Origin of the sequence: Streptomyces sp. NPDC014991 (genome assembly GCF_043080665.1) — a bacterium.
Taxonomy (GTDB): domain Bacteria; phylum Actinomycetota; class Actinomycetes; order Streptomycetales; family Streptomycetaceae; genus Streptomyces.
The window spans coordinates 16,404-35,329 of record NZ_JBIBVY010000022.1; the positions used below are offsets into that span (position 1 = coordinate 16,404).

The window sequence follows — 18,926 nt, forward strand, 5'->3', positions numbered from 1 at the left end:
CTGCCCATAATCACGGCGAACGAGAGCACGGGGGAAGTCTGGCACAGCACGGCCCCCGGCTCACCGCCCGTCTCAGGATGCGGTCGTCAGGCTGGACTCCCCGGCGTCCTCGTCGGCCCGCACCCGGGCCAGGTCCAGGTCCTTCGTCTCGCGCATGGTGACGTAGACCACCAGGGACACGGCGGCGCAGCCGGCCACGTACCAGGAGAAGCCGGACTCGGCACCGGCTTTCTTGAACCACAGGGCGACGTACTCGGCGGTGCCGCCGAAGAGGGCGTTGGCGACGGCGTACGGCAGGGCCACGCCGAGCGCGCGCACGCCGGTCGGGAACAGCTCGGCCTTCACACAGGCGTTGATGGAGGTGTAGCCGGTGACCACGGTCAGCGCGAGCAGGGCGAGGCCGAGGGCGGACCAGTATCCGTGGGCGTGCCGCAGCAGCGCCATGATCGGGACCGTCAGGACCGTGGAGCCGACCGCGAAGGTGATCAGCAGCGGGCGGCGCCCGACGCGGTCGGACAGGGCGCCGGCGAGCGGCTGGAGGCAGGCGAACACGATCAGCGCGGTGAACGAGACCAGGGTCGCGGTCTCCTTGGACAGGCCCGCCGAGTTGGACAGGTACTTGGTGAGGTAGGTGGTGTACGTGTAGTACGCCACCGTGCCGCCCATCGTCAGCGCGACCACGAGGAACGCCTCCCGCCGGTGCCGCCACAGGGCGCGCAGGGTGCCGCGCTCCCCGGAGCGGGAGGTGTCCTCCTCATAGACCTCGGTCTCCAGCATGCTGCGGCGCAGGTAGAAGACGACGGCCGCGCCGAGCGCGCCGACGGCGAACGGGATGCGCCAGCCGTAGCCGTGCAGGGCGTCGTCGGACAGGGTGCGCTGGAGCACGATCAGAAGACCGAGGCCGGCGATCTGGCCGGCGGTCATGGACACGTACTGGAAGCTGGAGGCGAAGCCGCGCCTGCGCGGATCCGAGGCCTCGGTCAGATAGGTGGCGCTGGCCGCGTACTCGCCGCCCACCGACAGGCCCTGGAGCAGGCGGGCGACGAGCAGGACGAGGGCGCCGCCGTAGCCGGCGACCCCGTAGGTGGGGGCGACGGCGACGAGGACCGCCGACGCCGACATGAGCGTGACGGTCAGGGTGAGCGCCGCCTTGCGGCCCTTGCGGTCACCGACCCTGCCCAGCAGCCAGCCGCCCACGGGGCGCATGAAGAACCCGACGGCGAAGATGCCGGCGGTGTTCATCAGCTGCGCGGTGGGATTGCCGCTGGGGAAGAAGGCGCCGGCGAAGTACGGCGCGAAGCTCGCGTACACGAACCAGTCGAACCACTCGACCATGTTGCCCGCCGAGCCGACCCAGATCTTCTTCCAGTGTTGTCGTCCCATGCGCCCTTACCTGCCCGGCGGCAAAGGGAACAATTCCTTCAGGAGCCGTCGGCGAGGAGCGTGGCCGCGACGAACTCCCGTACGTGCGCGAGCACCTGGTCCCGGTCGGTCCCGCGCAGCCCGATCGCGACGTGGATGGAGAACCCGTCGAGGAGCGCCCGCAGCCGGGCCGCGAAGCGGTCCGCGTCGACCATGCGGAACTCGCCGCGCGAGATGCCCTCGGCGACCAGGGCGACCAGGTCGCGGTGCCAGGCGCCCTCGATGGCGGCCTGCCGGGCGCGGGCGTCGTCGTCGGCGTTCTGCGAGCGGTTCCAGACCTCCAGCCAGAGCGTCCAGTGCGGGTCGCGGTGGCCGTCGGGGACGTACAGGTCGACGTAGGCGGCCAGCCGGTCCCGGGCCGGCGCGGACCGGGTGAGCAGCCGGCCACGCTCGGCGCCGAGCCGGCCCTCGCTCCACTCCAGGGTCCGCAGCAGCAGCTCGTCCTTGGAACGGAAGTAGTAGAGCAGGTGTCCGCTGCTCATGCCGACCTCACGGCCGAGGGCGGCCATGGTGAGCTTCTCCAGACCACGCTCGGCGATCATGTCCATGGCCGCGGCGAGGACGTCCTCGCGGGGCGGGGCAGGGGTACGGCGGCGGGGGGAGGGAGACGTGCTCATGCCGGGCCCGTCCGTACGGCACCGGGCCGGACGTGGGGTGCGCGGGGCCCGCAGCGGCCGGCGCACAGCCCCACCGTCCGCGCCCCCGCGGTGGACGGGGCGTGCCGGAGGGCGCCGGGGGCCTGCCGGCCGTCGGGCGACGGAGGGCCGGGCCGCCGCGGCGGTGGCGGGCTGGGACGGCGGCCGTGGGCCGCGCACACCTGGACGTTCACCCGTACGTTCTACCCGACGCCGGCCGTCAGCGGGTCCTCGGCTGCTGCTGGGTGACGCAGTGGACGCCGCCGCCGCCCGCGAAGATCGTGCGGGCGTCGACCAGGGTCACCGTCCGCTCGGGGAACAGGCGGCGGAAGATCCCGGCGGCGATCTCGTCGCGCGGGTCGTCGAAACCGCACAGCACCAGGCCGCCGTTGCACAGGTAGTGGTTGATGTAGGAGTAGTCGGCCCAGTGACCGTCGGCCTCCAGGACGGTCGGGGCGGGCACCTCCACGACCTCCAGGCGGCGGCCCCGGGCGTCGGTCGCCGACCTCAGCAGGCCGATGACCTCCTGGGTGACCTCGTGGTCGGGGTGGGCCGGGTCCGGCTGGTGGTGGGCGACCACGACACCGGGGCGGGCGAAGGCGGCGACGATGTCGACGTGGCCGAGGGTGCCGAAGCCGTGGGGAGGGTAGTCGCCGGTCAGGCCGCGCGGCAGCCAGATCGCCTTGCGGGTGCCGAGGTGGGCGTGGATCTCCGCCTCGACCTCCTCGCGGGACCAGTGCGGGTTGCGCTCGGGGCCGAGCTGCACGGTCTCGGTGAGCAGCACGGTGCCCTCGCCGTCGACGTGGATCGCACCGCCCTCGTTGACCAGCTTCGAGGCGTACGTCCGCGCGCCCGCCAGGCCGGCGACGTACGCGCCGACCTCGCAGTCGTGCTCCCAGCGGGCCCACTCCTGCGCGCCCCAGCCGTTGAACGCCCAGTCCACGGCGGCCAGTCCGCCCCGGCCGTCGGTGAGGAAGGTGGGCCCGATGTCCCGCATCCAGGCGTCGTCCAGCTCCCGCTCGACGGTGTCGATGCCGGGGCCGAGCAGCGCCCGCGCCTCGGCGGACCGGCCGGGCCCGCACACGACCGTGACCGGCTCGAAGCGGCGGACGGCACGGGCGACGGACGCCCAGGCGAGCCGGGAGGCCGCCAGGTCGTCGGGGTCGTCGAAGGTGGGGTTGGGGCCCGGCCACGCCATCCAGGTGCGCTCGTGCGGGGTCCACTCGGCGGGCATGCGGAAGCCGTCGGCGGCGGGGGTGGTCATGTGAGGTCCCGGGGTCCTAGAGGAAGTAGAGGCGGTTGAGGGAGACGGAGGCGGCGGGCGGGGAGCTCAGCGGGTCACCGTCGAGGGTGACCAGGCCGGTGCGCTGGTCGACGTCGACCGCCCCGGTGCGGGCGTTGAGACGCAGGTCGGCGGGGCCGATCCCGCGGGTGCCGCGCACGGCGACCCTTCGGCGGCGGGTGGGCATGAGGTCGTCGCCCCGGTCGGCGGCGGCCCGGGCGACGAACGCGACCGAGAGGTCTGCGGGCGTGGCACCGTACGCCCCGAACTGGGGGCCCAGCACGAGGGGTTCGCAGGTGTCGGTGGCCGCGTTGGGGTCGCCGGTGACGCCGTACGCCGGGAAGCCGGACTTGAGGACCAGCTGCGGCTTGGCGCCGAAGTACTCCGGGCGCCAGAGCACGAGGTCGGCGAGCTTGCCGACCTCGATCGAGCCGACCTCGTGCGACAGTCCGTGCGCGATGGCCGGGTTGATGGTCAGTTTCGCTATGTAGCGCAGGACGCGGGCGTTGTCGTCACCGTCGCCGTCGCCGTCCAGCGGGCCCAGCTCGGCCTTCATCTTGCCGGCCATGGCGAACGTACGGCGGACCGTCTCCCCGGCCCGGCCCATGCCCTGCGCGTCGGAGGAGGTGATGCCGATCGCGCCCAGATCGTGCAGCACGTCCTCGGCACCCATCGTGCCGGCGCGGATCCGGTCGCGGGCCATGGCCGCGTCGCCGGGGAGGTCGGGCTTGAGGTCGTGGACGGAGACGATCATGCCGTAGTGCTCGGCGACCGCGTCCCGGCCGAAGGGCAGGGTGGGATTGGTGGAGGAGCCGATGACGTTCGGGACACCGGCCATCTTCAGCACGTTGGGGACGTGTCCGCCGCCGCAGCCCTCGATGTGGAAGGCGTGGATCGTGCGGCCCTCCAGCACCCGCAGGGTGTCCTCCACGGACAGGCACTCGTTCAGCCCGTCGCTGTGCAGGGCCACCTGGACGTCATGCTCCTCGGCGACGCGCAGCGCGGTGTCCAGCGCCCGGGTGTGGGCGCCCATGTCCTCGTGCACCTTGAAGCCGCAGGCACCGCCCTCGGCGAGCGCCTCAACCAGCGGCGCGTCCGACGAGGACGAACCCCGGGCGAGGAAACCGATGTTGACCGGCCAGGCGTCGAAGGCATCGAAGGCGTGGCGCAGCGCCCAGGGCGAGTTGACGCCGACACCCCACACCGGGCCGAACTCCTGCCCGATGATCGTGGTCACGCCGGAGGCGAGGGAGGCCTCCATGATGCGCGGCGACAGCAGGTGGACGTGGGTGTCGACGGCACCGGCGGTGGCGATCAGCCCCTCGCCGGAGACGATCGAGGTGCCGGTGCCGACGACGACGTCCACCCCGTCGAGGGTGTCCGGGTTGCCGGCCCGCCCGATCGCGCAGATCCGCCCCTCGCGGATGCCGATCGACACCTTCCGGATGCCCTGCACCGCGTCGATCACCACGACGTTGCTGATCACGACGTCACAGGTCGCGCGGACGGCGGCGGCCTTCAGGTGCAGTCCGTCGCGGGCGGTCTTGCCGAATCCGGCGAGGAACTCGTCGCCGTACCGCTGGGAGTCGGACTCCACGCGGATGGTGAGCCCGCAGTCGCCGAGGCGGACGCGGTCGCCGGCGCGGGGGCCGTGGGTGGCCGCGTAGGCCCGCGGGTCGACGTGGACCGAGCGGCTGACCTCACGTCCCTTCGAGCGGCTCATCGCTCGTCTCCTTCCGTGCCGGCTCCGAGGTACCCGCAGGCGGCGGCCCTGCGCAGGGCCTCCTGTCGTGCTCCGGGCGCGTCCAGCGGCCCGTCGACCAGGCCGGCGAAGCCGATCGCGATCCGCTCGCCGCCGATCGGGAGGAGCCCGACCTCCTCGCTCTCCCCCGGCCCGAAGCGGACCGAGGACCCGGCGGGTACGGCGAGCCGCATGCCGTAGGCCCGGCGGCGGTCGAAGTCGAGGCGCGGGTTGGCCTCGAAGAAGTGGAAGTGGGAGGTGACGGAGACCGGCACGGTGGCGGTGTTGGTGACGCGGAGCCGGACGGCCGGCTCGGGGTCGGCGTGCCCGGGGCCGGGCAGCAGCGCGCCGGGGGCGTGCTCGCCCAGGCCGCTGCCGATGGGGTCGGAGACCACCGCGAGCCGGGAGCCGTCGTCGAAGACGGCCTCGACCATCACTTCGGTGACCACGTCGGCGACGCCCGGCAGCACGTCGTCGGGGCCGAGCACCGACCGGGCCGCCTCGACGGCCTCGGCGAGCCGCCGGCCGTCGCGGGCGGCCTCGCAGACGGTGTCCGCGATCAGCGCGGTGGCCTCCGGGACGTTCAGCCTGAGGCCGCGCGCCCGGCGGGCCCGGGCCAGCTCGGCGGCTCCGAAGAGCAGCAGCCGGTCACGTTCCGTCGGAGTGAGTCTCACGCCGCGGCACCTCCTCGCCATCCCGTGATTAGAGCATCACTCTAAACAGAGAATCCGAGAAACAGAAGCTTGGTCTCCCTGCGGCGGCCCATGTCACATAGAGCGCCGCTCAATTCTGCTCGCGCACAATTCGGCCGTGGGCGGGGCGGCGTGCCTGCGGCCGGCTTCCGGCCGGAAACGGCCGAGGGCCGCCGCGGACGTCGACGCGTCCGAGGCGGCCCTGAGCGTGTAGCGCCCGGTGGGGCGCCTTCCGGGGCGGTCAGCCGATCCGGTGCATCCAGCCGTGCTTGTCCTCCGTCATGCCCCGCTGAAGGTCGAGCAGGGCCTGCCGCAGCCGCAGCGTGACCTCGCCGGGCTCCCCCCCGCCCTGCCGCCACTCAGCGCCGGCCCGCTTGACCGTGCCGACCGGAGTGATGACGGCTGCGGTGCCGCAGGCGAAGACCTCGGTGAGGCTGCCGTTCTCGGAGTCGCGCTGCCACTGCTCCACGGAGACCCGGCCCTCCTCGGACTCGTAGCCGAGGTCGCGGGCGACGGCCAGCAGGGAGTCGCGGGTGACGCCCTCCAGGATGGAGCCGGTCAGGGTGGGCGTGACGATCTTGTCGCCGTACACGAAGTACAGGTTCATGCCGCCCAGCTCCTCGACCCACCGGTGCTCGACCGCGTCGAGGTAGCAGACCTGGTCGCAGCCCTTGGCCGCGGCCTCGGCCTGGGCGAGAAGGGAGGCGGCGTAGTTGCCGCCGGTCTTGGCGTCACCCATGCCGCCGGGGACGGCACGGACACGGTCCTCGCTGACCCAGATGGACACCGGCTTGACGCCGCCCGGGAAGTAGGCGCCGGCCGGGGAGGCGATGACGATGAACAAGTACTCGTTGGCCGGCTTGACGCCCAGGCCGACCTCGGTGCCGATCATGAACGGGCGCAGGTAGAGGGATTCCTCGCCGCCGTGGGCGGGCACCCAGTCCCTGTCCTGCTGGACGAGGGCGTCGCAGGCCTCGATGAACGTCTCGACCGGCAGCTCGGGCATGGCAAGGCGCTTGGCGGAGCGCTGGAAGCGCTTGGCGTTCTGGTCCGGCCGGAAGAGGGCGACCGAGCCGTCGGGCTGGCGGTAGGCCTTCAGGCCCTCGAAGATCTCCTGCGCGTAGTGCAGGACGTTGGTGGCCGGGTCGAGGGGGATCGGCGCGTACGGAACGAGCTGACCGTCGTGCCAGCCGCGGCCCTCGGTCCACTTGATCGTCACCATGTGGTCGGTGAAGTGGCGGCCGAACCCGGGGCTGGCCAGGATCGCCTCGCGCTCTGCGGCGGCGAGCGGGCTGGCGGAGGGCTTGAGCTCGATCGTGGGCGTCGTCATGTGGTTGTCCTTCACCGGTTGTAGTGACGGGCCGCGCTCACGCCTGTACTGCGGGTCGTCAGTGCTAGGACGTCCGAGCATTCCCTCATATCGCGGCTCCGCGTTCGATTATCGCGCGGGGGCGGCGGCGGACGGAATCGGGGTGAAAGCGGTCCAGGGATTGATGGTGGCACCCGGCGAGGCACAGGAAAAGCCGCCGGGTGCGTGCGACCCGGCGGCTTGGGTGAAGCGCGGCGGGTCAGCCGGCTACGCGTACGGCGAGCGCGTCGCCGATCTCAGAGGTGCGGCGGGCGGGCAGGGAGCCCCGCTCGGTGAGGTCGGCGGTGACCGCCGCGTCGATGCGGTCGGCCTCGGCGTCGTAGCCGAGGTGACGCAGCAGCAGGGCGACGGACAGGACGGTGGCCGTGGGGTCCGCCTTGCCCTGGCCGGCGATGTCCGGGGCCGAGCCGTGGACCGGCTCGAACATGGACGGGAACTCGCGGCTGGGGTTGATGTTGCCGGAGGCGGCCACGCCGATGCCGCCGGAGACGGCCGCGGCGAGGTCGGTGATGATGTCGCCGAAGAGGTTGTCGGTGACGATGACGTCGAACCGGCCCGGGTCGGTGACCAGGTAGATCGTGGCCGCGTCGACGTGGATGTAGTCGGTGGTGACCTCGGGGAACTCCTCGGCCACCTTGTTGAAGACGTTCGTCCACAGGTGTCCGGCGAAGGTCAGCACGTTGTTCTTGTGGACCAGCGTGAGCTTCTTGCGCGGGCGGGCCTGGGCGCGGGCGAAGGCGTCGCGGACGACGCGTTCGACGCCGTAGGCGGTGTTGACGGACACCTCGGTGGCCACCTCGTGCGCGGTGCCCTTGCGGATGGTGCCGCCGTTGCCGGTGTACGGGCCCTCGGTGCCCTCGCGGACGACGACGAAGTCGATCTCCGGCTGGCCGGCGAGCGGGGTGGCGACGCCGGGGAGCAGCTTCGACGGACGCAGGTTGACGTGGTGGTCGAAGGCGAAGCGGAGCTTGAGCAGGAAGCCGCGCTCCAGGACGCCGGACGGCACCGACGGGTCGCCGATGGCGCCGAGCAGGATGGCGTCGTGCCGCTTCAGCGCGTCGAGGTCGGCGTCGGTGAGGGTCTCACCGGTGGCGTGGTAGCGCCGGGCACCGAAGTCGTACTCCTTGGTCTCCAGCTTCACATCCTGCGGCAGGACGGCGGAGAGGACCTTGAGACCCTCGGCCACGACCTCCTGGCCGATGCCGTCACCGGGGATCACTGCGAGATTGAGGCTGCGAGACATGCGGGCACCCTACCCCTCGTCCCACGGGATGACATGCTCTGTCCGGCATACGGACAGTCGGGGTGCGGCGCGGCGGGCGAGGGCCGCACCGCACCCCGTTCGGGCGCGGCTCCCGGCTGGTGGTGGTCCGGCTCAGTGGCCGGTCGAGCCGCCGTTGTCCCGGCGGTCCAGGGCACGCTGGAGTGCGGCGGCGGCGTTCTTGCGGTCGGACTCGCTCGTGCGGGGCACGTGGCGGACGCGGCGGCGGACGGTCGTCTCGGCCATGGCAATCGACTCCTTCGTCAGACGCGCAGTACGGCGGTGAGGGGGTACGACTCCTCCCGCCGCCTCACGGGGCGTGGGAGGGAGACCCCCGGAAAGGGGCGGGAAACGATGGCCGCAGGGGTTGCCTGCACGGGGCCCGGCTCACGACCGCCATTCGCTGGATGGAGCGAGACGCTCGGCTCCTCCCACGCTAAGGGAGCCGTCCGCGTCTGTCTGCACCATTACTCGGACTTCCTACTATCTGAGACGGCGCACCGGGTCACACGGCCGTGAGCTGGGCGTTCGTGCGTTCGGGGGGTACTCCGGCCGGGTGGGCGCGTGCCGCGCGGCGGCAGCACGGGCGGGTCCCGGGCCGCGTGGGCGTGCTTCGCCTCAGGTGACGTCCCCGTCGCGCCAGTCGAGGACCAGTTCCCCGGCCGGGTCGGGCGGCCCGGCGAGAGCGGGCCACACGTACAGGCTCCCTTCCTCCTCCGGCAGCCGTACGATCCCGGCCGGCGAGAGCGCCTGCACCTGCCCGGGCCACCGTCGCCACCCCCGGGCGGTGTACAGCGGGACGCCCGCGTCGCCGGCGCAGAGCGCGCCGAGGTCGTAGGCCCGGCCGATCACCCGCTCCAGCTCCGCCATCACCCGGCCGCCGAGGCCGGTCCGCCGCGCGTCGGCCCGTACGGCGACGGCCTCCACGTACCCGGTGCGCAGCCAGCGCCCCCGGTGCCGCGTCCTGCGCATCACGACGGAGCCGTGCGCGACGAGCCCGGCATCGTCCCGGACGAGCGCGTGCATGCCGCCCAGCCCGTGGTCCCAGTCCTCGTCGGTGAATTCCCCGTCGAAGGCGTCGTCCAGCAGGGCACGCAGCTCACGGAGTTCGGCGGGGGTCATCCCGGCGGTGTGGACAAGACGGGGAGTCATGACGTCAGTGTCCTCCTCCGGGGTCGCGCGGACCGTGCCCGGCCCCCTGGGAGACGGGAACGGCCCGGGCGGCCCGACCGGATGTCGGGCCTCCCGGGCCGTGGTCGCCTGGGCGGTCAGCCCATGTGCGGGTAGGCGTAGTCGGTCGGCGGGACCAGGGTCTCCTTGATGGCCCGGGTCAGGGTCCAGCGCAGCAGGTTCTGCGGGGCGCCGGCCTTGTCGTTGGTGCCGGAGGCACGGCCGCCGCCGAAGGGCTGCTGGCCGACGACGGCGCCGGTCGACTTGTCGTTGATGTAGAAGTTGCCGGCGGCGAAGCGGAGCTTCTCCATGGTGTGGGCCGCGGCGGCGCGGTCATTGGCGATGACCGAACCGGTGAGGGCGTAGTCCGACACCGACTCCATCTGGGCCAGCATCTCGTCGTACGCGTCGTCCTCGTAGACGTACACGGCGAGGATCGGGCCGAAGTACTCGGTGGTGAAGACCTCGTTCTCCGGGTCGGTGCACTCGATGACGGTCGGGCGGACGAAGTAGCCGACCGAGTCGTCGTAGCTGCCGCCGGCCACGACGGTGCAGGACGGGTCCTGCTTGGCGCGGTCGATGGCCGCCTTGTTCTTGGCGAAGGACCGCTCGTCGATCACCGCGCCCATGAAGTTGGACAGGTCGGTGACGTCACCCATGGTCAGGTAGTCGACCTCGGCGGCGAACTCCTCCTTGAAGCCCGAGTTCCAGATGGAGGCCGGGATGTAGGCGCGGGAGGTGGCGCTGCACTTCTGGCCCTGGTACTCGAAGGCACCGCGGGTCAGGGCGGTCTTCAGGATCGCGCGGTCGGCGCTCGGGTGGGCGACCAGGAAGTCCTTGCCGCCGGTCTCGCCGACCAGACGCGGGTAGGAGCGGTACTTCTCGATGTTGTTGCCGACCGTCTTCCACAGGTACTGGAAGGTCTTGGTCGAACCGGTGAAGTGGATGCCCGCGAGGTCGCGGTGCTCGAGAGCGACCTTGGAGACCTCGATGCCGTCGCCGGTGACGAGGTTGATGACGCCCTTGGGCAGGCCCGCCTCCTCCAGCAGCTGCATGAGGAGGACGGCCGCGTGGGTCTGGGTCGGGGACGGCTTCCAGAGCACCACGTTGCCCATCAGGGCCGGCGCGGTGGGCAGGTTCGCCGCGATCGCCGAGAAGTTGAACGGCGTGATCGCGTAGACGAAGCCCTCCAGCGGGCGGTGGTCCAGGCGGTTCCAGACGCCCGGGGAGTTCGCCGGGGGCTGCTCGGCGAGGATCTGGCGGGCGTAGTGGACGTTGAAGCGCCAGAAGTCGACCAGCTCACAGGGGCTGTCGATCTCCGCCTGCTGGGCGGTCTTGGACTGGCCCAGCATGGTGGAGGCGGCGATCGTCTCGCGCCAGGGGCCGGCCAGCAGCTCGGCGGCGCGCAGGATGATCGCTGCGCGGTCGTCGAAGGCCATCGCACGCCAGGCCGGGGCGGCGGCCAGGGCCGCGTCGATGGCGTCCTGCGCGTCCTGCCGGGTGGCGTTGCGCAGGGTTCCGAGGACGGCCTTGTGGTTGTGCGGCTGGACGACCTGGACGGCCTCGCCGCCGCCCATCCGCTTCTCGCCGCCGATGGTCATCGGCAGGTCGACCGGGTTCTCGGCCAGCTCCTTGAGCTTGACCTCCAAGCGGGCGCGCTCGGGCGAGCCGGGGGCGTAGCCGTGCACCGGCTCGTTGACGGGGGTGGGGACCTGGGTCACAGCGTCCATGAGATCCGTAACTCCTTGTACGTGAGCGGGTGTTCGGGCTCAGCCCTTGCTGACCATCGAGCGCAGGAAGAAGCGCAGGTTGGCGGGCTTCTCGGCGAGACGGCGCATGAAGTAGCCGTACCAGTCGGTGCCGTAGGCGGTGTAGACGCGCATGCGGTGGCCCTCGGCGGCCAGCCGCAGGTGCTCCTCGCCACGGATGCCGTACAGCATCTGGAACTCGTACTCGTCGGGCTTGCGGCCGGCCTTGTGGGCCAGCTCCTGGGCGATGGCGATCAGACGCGGGTCGTGGGACCCGATCATCGGGTATCCCTCGCCCTCCATGAGCGTCCTGAGGATGCGCACGTAGGCCTTGTCGATCTCGTGCTTCTGCTGGTAGGCGACCTCGGCGGGCTCCTTGTAGGCGCCCTTCACCAGGCGCACGCGGCTGCCGGACTCCGCCAGGCGGCGGGCGTCGGCCTCGGTGCGGAAGAGGTACGCCTGGATGACGCAGCCGGTCTGCGGGAAGTCCTTCCGCAGCTCCTCGTGGATGGCGAACATCGAGTCGAGGGTGGTGTGGTCCTCGGCGTCGAGCGTCACGGTCGTCCCGATGGCGGCGGCGGCCTCGACGACCGGGCGGACGTTGGCGAGGGCCAGCTCGTGGCCGCCCTCCAGCGCTTGGCCGAACATGGACAGCTTGACCGACATCTCGACCTTCTCGCCCAGCTCCAGCCGCGCCAGGTGGTCGATCAGCGCCAGGTAGGCGTCCCGGGCGGCGCCGGCCTGCTCCGGGGTGGTGATGTCCTCGCCGACGACGTCCATCGTCAGCTCCAGGCCCTTGGCCGTGAGCTTCTCGATGATCGGGACGATGTCGGCCACGGTCTCGCCGGGGATGAAGCGGTCGACGACCGGCTTGGTCACCGGGGCCGCCGAGATCAGACGACGCATCCGGTCGCTGCGCGACGCGGCGAGAATCACGGGACCCAGCACGGGGCACCTCCACAGACAAGCACCGAAGCGGCCCTACCCGACGATTCGGGTACAGCACGGAGAACCACCGTGAAACCTAAGGATCTCTCCGATCCTGGGCCATCGACAGCTGTCACGCATCCGTGCACGGGTTATCAGACAGCTGTATGAGGGCGGCCGGGGAATGGGAGAGAATGCCCGGGTGAGGGCCGATGCTGCATCCTTCAGAAGCATGGGTGACTACCAGGAGCTGGTGGACGAGATCTCCGAGCTGCTCGGCGTTCCGGCGACCCTGGAGAACCGCGACTTCGAACTGATCGCGTTCGGCGCGTACGACAGCGACGACGACCTGGACGCGTCCGCGCTCGACCCGGTCCGCACCCGCTCGATCCTGACCCGGCGCTCCACGGCGGCGGTCCGGACCTGGTTCGAGGGCTTCGGCATCACGCGCGCGACCGGTCCGGTACGCATCCCGCCCAGCCCGGAGGCCGGCGTGTACCGCGGCCGGATCTGCCTCCCCGTACGCCACCGGGGTGTCGCCCTCGGCTACGTCTGGCTGCTGGACGGCGACCCGGGGCCGACGGACGCCCAGCTGGCCGCCGCCCTGCGGGTGGCGGACCGGATCGGGGCGCTGCTCGCCGACGAGGCGGAGGCCGGGGCGGGGCTGAGCCGGGAGCTGCGGGCGGTGCTCACGGCGGAGCGCGGCTGGCAGCGCGACATGGCGGTGGCCGACCTGCGCACCGCCCTGGGCCCCCGCGCGGACGGTCCGCACACGCTGGTCTGTGTGGCGCCCTGGCCCTCGGCCGACCCGGACGACGCCCCGGCCCCGCGCACGGTCCCGCACGCCACCGCCCTGTGCACGCTGCCCTGGGGGCCGACCGGGCTGAGCCTCGCGGTGCTGGTGCGACTGCGGACGACGGCGGTGCCGACACCGGCGCTGACGGCGGCGGCACGGCTGCTGCGGGAGGCCGGGGACGCGGGAGGAGCGAAGACGCGCGGAGCGGGGGCGCGTACGGCCGCCGCCGTGGCCGCGCGGCCCTCCGGGAGCCCCGGGGCGGCCGCGGCCGTCCCGGTGGCCGGGTTCGCCGCCGGGATCGGCGAGCCCCGCACCGGACTCGCCGAGCTGGGCACGGTCTGGCAGGAGGCGCAGGCCGCCGCGCGCGCCGCGCTGGCCGAGCCGCGGTTCGCACCGGTCGCGGAGTGGGGGCGCATCGGGCCGTACCGGCTGCTGACCGCGCTGCCCCCCGAGGCCGCGCACGACCCCGTGGCCGGCCCGCTGCTCTCCCCCGCCCACCGGGAGCTGGCCCGCACCGCGGAGGTCTACCTCGACTGCGCCGGACAGGCCGGCCGCACCGCCGCCGAGCTGGGCATCCACCGTCAGACGCTTTACTACCGCCTGTCCCGGGTGGAGCAGCTGACCGGGCTCGACCTGGACGACGGGGAGGACCGGCTGCTGCTGCACATGACGTTGAAGCGGGCGCGGCTGTGACTGCCGGTCAGTGCTGCGCGGCCCGCCGGATGACGCGCCGCAGGCCCTCGGTGAGCTGCTCCGCGGTGGTCGCCGAGCCGGGGTCGAAGAGCCACTGGACCATGAGGCCGTTGAGGAGGGTCTGGTAGAGGCGGCCCTCGCTGTCCGTGGTCTCCTGGTCGACCTCCGTCTCCGGGACGCCGTTGAAGAGCGCCACGAGCCCCGTCCGGCCCTCCTCCTGCGCCGCGGCCAGCAGTTTGCGCACCTCGGCGACCCGCTCGTCCTGGAACATCAGCTCGAAGCTGAGCAGCCAGATCGCACGTGACTCGGGGACGGTGCGCAGGACGCTCGCCCACATCTCCTGGAATCGCTCGAGCGATCCCGGGGGCTGTGTGACCTCCCCGCCGGGGCCCGGGCCGAAGCTCTCGCCCACGCTCTCGATCAGGGAGACGTACGCCTGGGTGAGCAGCGCGTCCTTCGACCCGTAGTGGTAGCCGATAGAGGCCAGGTTCGTCCCCGACTCCTTGACGATGTCGCGCGCCGTCGTCCGGGCGAAGCCCTTCTCCAGCAGGCAGCGCTTGGCGCCTTCGAGCAGATCCTCACGGTGTCCCATGCCCCGCACCCTACCCGCGATCCGTACAACCGTCCCAGACAAGTGACTTATACATCTGTTCTAGACAGTCGTTTAATACAGCCGTACATTCCTCGGCATGACGAACTCGACGAGCACCACCGTCTCCGCCGGCGCCGAACGCGCCCCCGTCCGCGCCGGACGCCGCGAGTGGACCGCGCTCGGTGTGCTGATGCTGCCGCTGCTGCTGGTCTCGATGGACGTCTCGGTCCTCTACTTCGCGGCCCCCGCGATCAGCGCCGACCTGCACCCCAGCGGCATCCAGCAGCTGTGGATCTTCGACATCTACGGCTTCGTCCTGGCCGGCCTGCTGATGACGATGGGCTCGCTCGGCGACCGCGTCGGCAGCCGCAAGCTGCTCCTGGCGGGGGCCGCGGCCTTCGGCGGGGCCTCACTGCTCGCGGCCTGCGCGAACAGCGCCGGGACCCTGATCGCGGCCCGCGCACTCCTCGGCGTCGGCGGCGCGACCCTCATGCCGTCCACGATGGCCCTGCTGCGCACGATGTTCACCGACCCCGCCCAGCGGGCGAAGGCCATCGGCCTGTGGTCCGGTGTGATGACCGGCGGGATCGCCCTCGGCTCGGTGATGAGCGGCGTCCTGGTCGAGCACTTCTGGTGGGGCTCGGTGTTCCTGGTCAACCTGCCCGCGATGGCGCTGCTGCTGGTCCTCGGCCCGGTCCTGCTGCCGGAGACGCGGAACCCCAGGGCCGGCCGCTTCGACCGGGCGAGCGTGCCGCTGTCGATGGCCGCCGTGCTCCCGGTGATCTACGGCCTCAAGGAGATCCCGTCCGAGGGCTGGCACCCGCAGTACGTCGTCTCGATCACCGTCGGCCTGCTCTTCGGGGCGCTGTTCGTCCACCGCCAGCGCACCGGCGCCTCCCCGCTGGTCCCGCCGGCCCTCTTCCGGGGCCGCGGTTTCACCCCGTCGCTGGTCCTGACCCTGGTGTCCGCGTTCGGGATGATGGGCTCGGCCGTCTTCACCACGCAGTACCTCCAGTCGGTCCTCGGCAAGAGCCCGCTGGCGGCGGCACTGTGGAGCCTGCTCCCGTCGGTGCTCATCGGAGCCGCCGGGCCCCTCACCACCGCGCTCGTCCAGCGGGGCCTCCACCGCGGGTACGTCGTCGCCGGCGGCTTCGCGGTCAGCGCGGCCGGGTACGCCCTGCTCGCCCTCGCCGGCACCGACTCCCTGTGGCTGGTGCTGGCCGCGGCCGGCGTCCTCGCCTGCGGGGTGGTCATGGTGCTGTCCCAGCTGACCGACCTGGCCATGAGCGGCGTCCCGGCGGAACAGGCGGGCACGGCATCCGCCCTGCTGGAGACCGGCACCGAGTTCGGCGGGGCGCTCGGCATGGCGGTCCTGGGCTCGATCGGTACGGCCGTCTACCGCCACTCGATGCCGGACGCGGCCCCGGCCCAGGCCCGCGAGACCCTGGGCGGGGCACTCGCCACGGCCGCCCGGCTGCCCGGCCGGTCCGGCGCGTCCCTGCTCGCCACGGCCCGGGAGGCGTTCACCAGCGGGATGCAGGGCGTGGCGCTCGCCGGGGCGGTGCTGCTGGCGCTGGCGGCGGTCGGCGCCGCGCTGACCCTGCGGACGACCGGGGGCGGCGACCGCTGACGGGAACGACGAACGCCGGGCGGGCCGACCGATGTCAGCCCGCCCGGCGTTCGCCGTGTGCTCAGACCAGGTTCACGGACCGGGCCGAGGCCGCCCCGATCTCCGCGGCCAGCTCGGCCAGCACGCCGGGGGCCACCGTGTCGTCCACGGTGAGCACCGCCAGCGCCTCGCCGCCCACCGCGGCACGCGCGACCTGCATGCCGGCGATGTTGATGCCGGCCTCCCCGAGGACCCGGCCGACGGTGCCGACGACACCCGGACGGTCCTCGTAGCGCAGGACGACCATGTGGTCGGCGAGCGCGAGGTCGACGTCGTACTCGCCGACCGCGACGATCTTCTGCACGTGCTTCGGGCCGGCCAGCGTGCCGGAGACCGACACCTCCTCGCCGGTGCCCAGCGTGCCGCGCACGGTCACCACGTTGCGGTGGTCGGCCGACTCGGAGCTGGTGGTCAGGCGCACCTCGACACCGCGCTCCTGCGCGAACAGCGGCGCGTTGACGTAGGACACCGTCTCGTCGACGACGTCCTCGAAGACGCCCTTGAGCGCGGACAGCTCCAGCACCTTCACGTCGTGCTGGGTGATCTCGCCGTAGACCTCGACGTCGAGACGGACGGCGACCTCGCCGGCCAGCGCGGTGAAGATACGGCCGAGACGCTCGGCGAGCGGCAGGCCCGGCTTGACGTCCTCGGCGATGACACCGCCCTGGACGTTCACCGCGTCCGGCACCAGCTCACCGGCGAGCGCGAGCCGCACCGACCTGGCGACCGCGATACCGGCCTTCTCCTGGGCCTCGTCGGTGGAGGCGCCGAGGTGCGGGGTGCACACGACCTGGTCCAGCTCGAACAGCGGAGAGTCGGTGCAGGGCTCCTTGGCATACACGTCGAGGCCGGCGCCGGCGACCCGGCCCTCCTTCAGCGCCGCGTACAGCGCCGCCTCGTCGACGATGCCGCCGCGCGCGGCGTTGACGACGCGCACGCTCGGCTTGACCTTGCGCAGCGCCTCGTCGCCGATCAGCCCGAGGGTCTCGGGGGTCTTGGGCAGGTGGACGGTGATGAAGTCGGAGACCTCCAGCAACTCGTCCAGCGACAACACCTTGACGCCCATCTGCGCGGCCCGCGCGGGCTGCACGTAGGGGTCGTAGGCGACGACCTTCATGCCGAAGGCGGACATGCGCTGCGCGACGAGGGCGCCGATGCGGCCCAGGCCCACGACACCCAGCGTCTTCTCGGCCAGCTCGACGCCCGTGTACTTGCTGCGCTTCCACTCGCCGTTCTTCAGGGCGGTGTTGGCCTGCGGGATGTTGCGGGCGGTCGCGAGGATGAGACCGCAGGCCAGCTCGGCGGCGGTCACGATGTTGGAGGTGGGGGCGTTGACGACCATCACGCCGGCCTTGGTGGCGGCGGAGACGTCGACGTTGTCCAGGCCGACGCCGGCGCGCGCGACGACCTTCAGTTTCTTCGCGGCGGCGATGGCCTCGGCGTCGACCTTGGTGGCCGAACGGATGAGGATCGCGTCCACGTCGGCGATGGCCGGAAGCAACTCCGAGCGGTCCGCTCCGTTGCAGTGCCGGATCTCGAAGTCCGGACCGAGTGCGTCGACGGTGGCAGGCGACAGCTCTTCAGCGATGAGTACCGTGGCTTTTTGACTGGGGTACGACACGTGAGTCCTCACAGGTGCGATGCGGACGGCCGTCCCGACGGCCGCAGGCGGAGGAGGGGGGCTAGCCGCGGAAGACGCACGACGCTGTGGGCCTGACGCGTGTTGTGCAGAAGTGTAGTGGCGTGGCGGACATCGCATTGCGCCTCCGCGGAAGGATCACCCTTCCGTGGCAGGACGCGGTGGACAACAGGGGCCGGAGCAGCCGCCCCGGCCCCTGTCCCGAGGCTTACGCCTCCTCGTCCACCCAGCTCATCAGCTTGCGCAGCTTCTTGCCAGTGGTCTCCAGCAGGTGCTCGGAGTCCTGCTGCTTGTACTCGTTGTACTTCTTCAGGCCACCGTGGTACTCGTCCATCCAGGCCCGGGCGAAGGTGCCGTCCTGGATCTCGGCGAGGACCTTCTTCATCTCGGCCTTGGTGGCGTCGGTGATGATGCGCGGACCGGTGACGTAGTCGCCCCACTCGGCGGTCTCGGAGATGGACCAGCGCATCTTCTCCAGGCCGCCCTCGTACATGAGGTCCACGATCAGCTTCAGCTCGTGCAGGCACTCGAAGTAGGCGATCTCCGGCTGGTAACCGGCCTCGGTCAGCGTCTCGAAGCCCGCCTTGACCAGCGCCGCGGTGCCACCGCACAGCACGGCCTGCTCACCGAACAGGTCCGTCTCGGTCTCCTCGGTGAACGTCGTCTTGATGACGCCGGCGCGGGTGCCGCCGATGCCCTTGGCGTAGGACAGGGCGAGGGCGAAGGCGTTGCCGGAGGCGTCCTGCTCGACGGCGGCGATGCAGGGCACGCCGCGGCCCTCCTCGTACTGGCGGCGGACCAGGTGACCCGGGCCCTTCGGGGCGACCATGCAGACGTCCACGCCCGCCGGGGGCTTGATGAAGCCGTAGCGGATGTTCAGGCCGTGGCCGAAGAACAGGGCGTCGCCGTCCTTCAGGTGCGGGGCGATGGACTCGTCGTAGACCTGGGCCTGGAGGGGGTCCGGGACCAGGATCATGATGACGTCGGCCTCGGCGGCGGCCTCGGCAGGGGTCACCACGCGCAGGCCCTGCTCCTCGGCCTTGGCCTTGGACTTCGAGCCCTCGTGCAGGCCGACACGCACGTCGACACCGGAGTCACGGAGCGACAGCGCGTGGGCGTGACCCTGGCTGCCGTAGCCGATGACCGCGACCTTGCGGCCCTGGATGATGGACAGGTCGGCGTCAGCGTCGTAGAACAGCTCGGCCACTTTGGGTTCTCTCCTTGTGTGCAGGTGATGCGTCCCACCGTATGACGGTGGGCGGGACGGAAGTTTCGGGGTCTCGGCATACG

Annotated in this window: 16 protein-coding genes; 2 read left to right on the forward strand and 14 right to left on the reverse strand. The window is 71.9% G+C overall.

The features are described from left to right. Positions 1-72 precede the first annotated feature (72 nt). The 11 genes from ACF1BE_RS28245 to ACF1BE_RS28295 form a co-directional block, all read right to left on the reverse strand. Positions 73-1,383 (reverse strand): MFS transporter, encoded by a 1,311-nt coding sequence (locus ACF1BE_RS28245; protein ID WP_392201832.1) that lies wholly within the window; start codon positions 1,381-1,383, stop codon positions 73-75. Between the two features lie 38 nt (positions 1,384-1,421). Further along, a complete protein-coding gene (locus ACF1BE_RS28250) occupies positions 1,422-2,039 on the reverse strand; it encodes a TetR/AcrR family transcriptional regulator (protein ID WP_392201833.1) in 618 nt (205 codons plus the stop codon). A gap of 238 nt (positions 2,040-2,277) precedes the next feature. Further along, the gene (locus ACF1BE_RS28255; protein ID WP_392201834.1) at positions 2,278-3,321 is read right to left on the reverse strand and encodes an agmatine/peptidylarginine deiminase; all 1,044 of its coding nucleotides are present in this window, start codon (positions 3,319-3,321) and stop codon (positions 2,278-2,280) included. A gap of 16 nt (positions 3,322-3,337) precedes the next feature. After that, on the reverse strand, positions 3,338-5,062 hold the full coding sequence (locus tag ACF1BE_RS28260; RefSeq protein WP_392201835.1) for an urease subunit alpha: 1,725 nt from the start codon (positions 5,060-5,062) through the stop codon (positions 3,338-3,340). Then, positions 5,059-5,754, reverse strand: coding sequence for an urease subunit gamma (gene ureA, locus ACF1BE_RS28265; protein ID WP_392201836.1), 696 nt, complete (start codon positions 5,752-5,754; stop codon positions 5,059-5,061). Before ureA ends, ACF1BE_RS28260 begins: the two co-directional genes overlap by 4 nt. A gap of 259 nt (positions 5,755-6,013) precedes the next feature. Further along, complete coding sequence (locus tag ACF1BE_RS28270) at positions 6,014-7,102, reverse strand: branched-chain amino acid aminotransferase (protein ID WP_392201837.1); 1,089 nt, start codon at positions 7,100-7,102, stop codon at positions 6,014-6,016. A 238-nt stretch (positions 7,103-7,340) separates the two neighbouring features. Continuing rightward, on the reverse strand, positions 7,341-8,384 hold the full coding sequence (locus ACF1BE_RS28275; RefSeq protein ID WP_392201838.1) for a 3-isopropylmalate dehydrogenase: 1,044 nt from the start codon (positions 8,382-8,384) through the stop codon (positions 7,341-7,343). 132 nt (positions 8,385-8,516) lie between these two features. Further along, positions 8,517-8,648, reverse strand: a complete 132-nt coding sequence (locus ACF1BE_RS28280; RefSeq protein WP_392201839.1) for a hypothetical protein — start codon at positions 8,646-8,648, stop codon at positions 8,517-8,519. A 372-nt stretch (positions 8,649-9,020) separates the two neighbouring features. After that, entirely contained in the window at positions 9,021-9,554 is a 534-nt protein-coding gene (locus tag ACF1BE_RS28285; RefSeq protein ID WP_392201840.1) for a GNAT family N-acetyltransferase, read from the reverse strand. Positions 9,555-9,670: 116 nt separating this feature from the next. Further along, positions 9,671-11,302 carry an L-glutamate gamma-semialdehyde dehydrogenase gene (gene pruA / locus ACF1BE_RS28290; protein WP_392201841.1) on the reverse strand — a complete coding sequence of 544 codons (1,632 nt, stop codon included), beginning with the start codon at positions 11,300-11,302 and terminating at the stop codon, positions 9,671-9,673. Positions 11,303-11,341: 39 nt separating this feature from the next. Next, positions 11,342-12,268, reverse strand: coding sequence for a proline dehydrogenase family protein (locus ACF1BE_RS28295; protein ID WP_392201842.1), 927 nt, complete (start codon positions 12,266-12,268; stop codon positions 11,342-11,344). A gap of 163 nt (positions 12,269-12,431) precedes the next feature. Between ACF1BE_RS28295 and ACF1BE_RS28300 the strand changes: the two genes are divergently transcribed. After that, the gene (locus ACF1BE_RS28300) at positions 12,432-13,736 is read left to right on the forward strand and encodes a PucR family transcriptional regulator (protein WP_392201843.1); all 1,305 of its coding nucleotides are present in this window, start codon (positions 12,432-12,434) and stop codon (positions 13,734-13,736) included. Between the two features lie 7 nt (positions 13,737-13,743). Here ACF1BE_RS28300 and ACF1BE_RS28305 read toward each other — a convergent pair whose 3' ends face one another. Beyond that, entirely contained in the window at positions 13,744-14,328 is a 585-nt protein-coding gene (locus tag ACF1BE_RS28305) for a TetR/AcrR family transcriptional regulator (protein ID WP_392201844.1), read from the reverse strand. A gap of 97 nt (positions 14,329-14,425) precedes the next feature. Between ACF1BE_RS28305 and ACF1BE_RS28310 the strand changes: the two genes are divergently transcribed. After that, positions 14,426-15,958, forward strand: a complete 1,533-nt coding sequence (locus tag ACF1BE_RS28310; protein ID WP_392201845.1) for an MFS transporter — start codon at positions 14,426-14,428, stop codon at positions 15,956-15,958. 61 nt (positions 15,959-16,019) lie between these two features. On the opposite strand, the gene serA is transcribed toward ACF1BE_RS28310, so the two are convergent. Continuing rightward, positions 16,020-17,618, reverse strand: coding sequence for a phosphoglycerate dehydrogenase (gene serA / locus ACF1BE_RS28315; RefSeq protein WP_392201846.1), 1,599 nt, complete (start codon positions 17,616-17,618; stop codon positions 16,020-16,022). Positions 17,619-17,844: 226 nt separating this feature from the next. Beyond that, positions 17,845-18,843, reverse strand: coding sequence for a ketol-acid reductoisomerase (ilvC, locus tag ACF1BE_RS28320; RefSeq protein ID WP_392201847.1), 999 nt, complete (start codon positions 18,841-18,843; stop codon positions 17,845-17,847). Between the last annotated feature and the right edge of the window lie 83 nt (positions 18,844-18,926).

What these genes read in the sequence shown, in the direction of transcription:
- ACF1BE_RS28245 (WP_392201832.1), bottom strand. Translation starts at nt 1,383, where the DNA reads ATGGGACGACAACACTGGAAGAAGATCTGGGTCGGCTCGGCGGGCAAC.
- ACF1BE_RS28250 (WP_392201833.1), bottom strand. Translation starts at nt 2,039, where the DNA reads ATGAGCACGTCTCCCTCCCCCCGCCGCCGTACCCCTGCCCCGCCCCGC.
- ACF1BE_RS28255 (WP_392201834.1), bottom strand. Translation starts at nt 3,321, where the DNA reads ATGACCACCCCCGCCGCCGACGGCTTCCGCATGCCCGCCGAGTGGACC.
- ACF1BE_RS28260 (WP_392201835.1), bottom strand. Translation starts at nt 5,062, where the DNA reads ATGAGCCGCTCGAAGGGACGTGAGGTCAGCCGCTCGGTCCACGTCGAC.
- ACF1BE_RS28270 (WP_392201837.1), bottom strand. Translation starts at nt 7,102, where the DNA reads ATGACGACGCCCACGATCGAGCTCAAGCCCTCCGCCAGCCCGCTCGCC.
- ACF1BE_RS28275 (WP_392201838.1), bottom strand. Translation starts at nt 8,384, where the DNA reads ATGTCTCGCAGCCTCAATCTCGCAGTGATCCCCGGTGACGGCATCGGC.
- ACF1BE_RS28280 (WP_392201839.1), bottom strand. Translation starts at nt 8,648, where the DNA reads ATGGCCGAGACGACCGTCCGCCGCCGCGTCCGCCACGTGCCCCGCACG.
- ACF1BE_RS28285 (WP_392201840.1), bottom strand. Translation starts at nt 9,554, where the DNA reads ATGACTCCCCGTCTTGTCCACACCGCCGGGATGACCCCCGCCGAACTC.
- pruA (WP_392201841.1), bottom strand. Translation starts at nt 11,302, where the DNA reads ATGGACGCTGTGACCCAGGTCCCCACCCCCGTCAACGAGCCGGTGCAC.
- ACF1BE_RS28300 (WP_392201843.1), top strand. Translation starts at nt 12,432, where the DNA reads ATGGGAGAGAATGCCCGGGTGAGGGCCGATGCTGCATCCTTCAGAAGC.
- ACF1BE_RS28305 (WP_392201844.1), bottom strand. Translation starts at nt 14,328, where the DNA reads ATGGGACACCGTGAGGATCTGCTCGAAGGCGCCAAGCGCTGCCTGCTG.
- ACF1BE_RS28310 (WP_392201845.1), top strand. Translation starts at nt 14,426, where the DNA reads ATGACGAACTCGACGAGCACCACCGTCTCCGCCGGCGCCGAACGCGCC.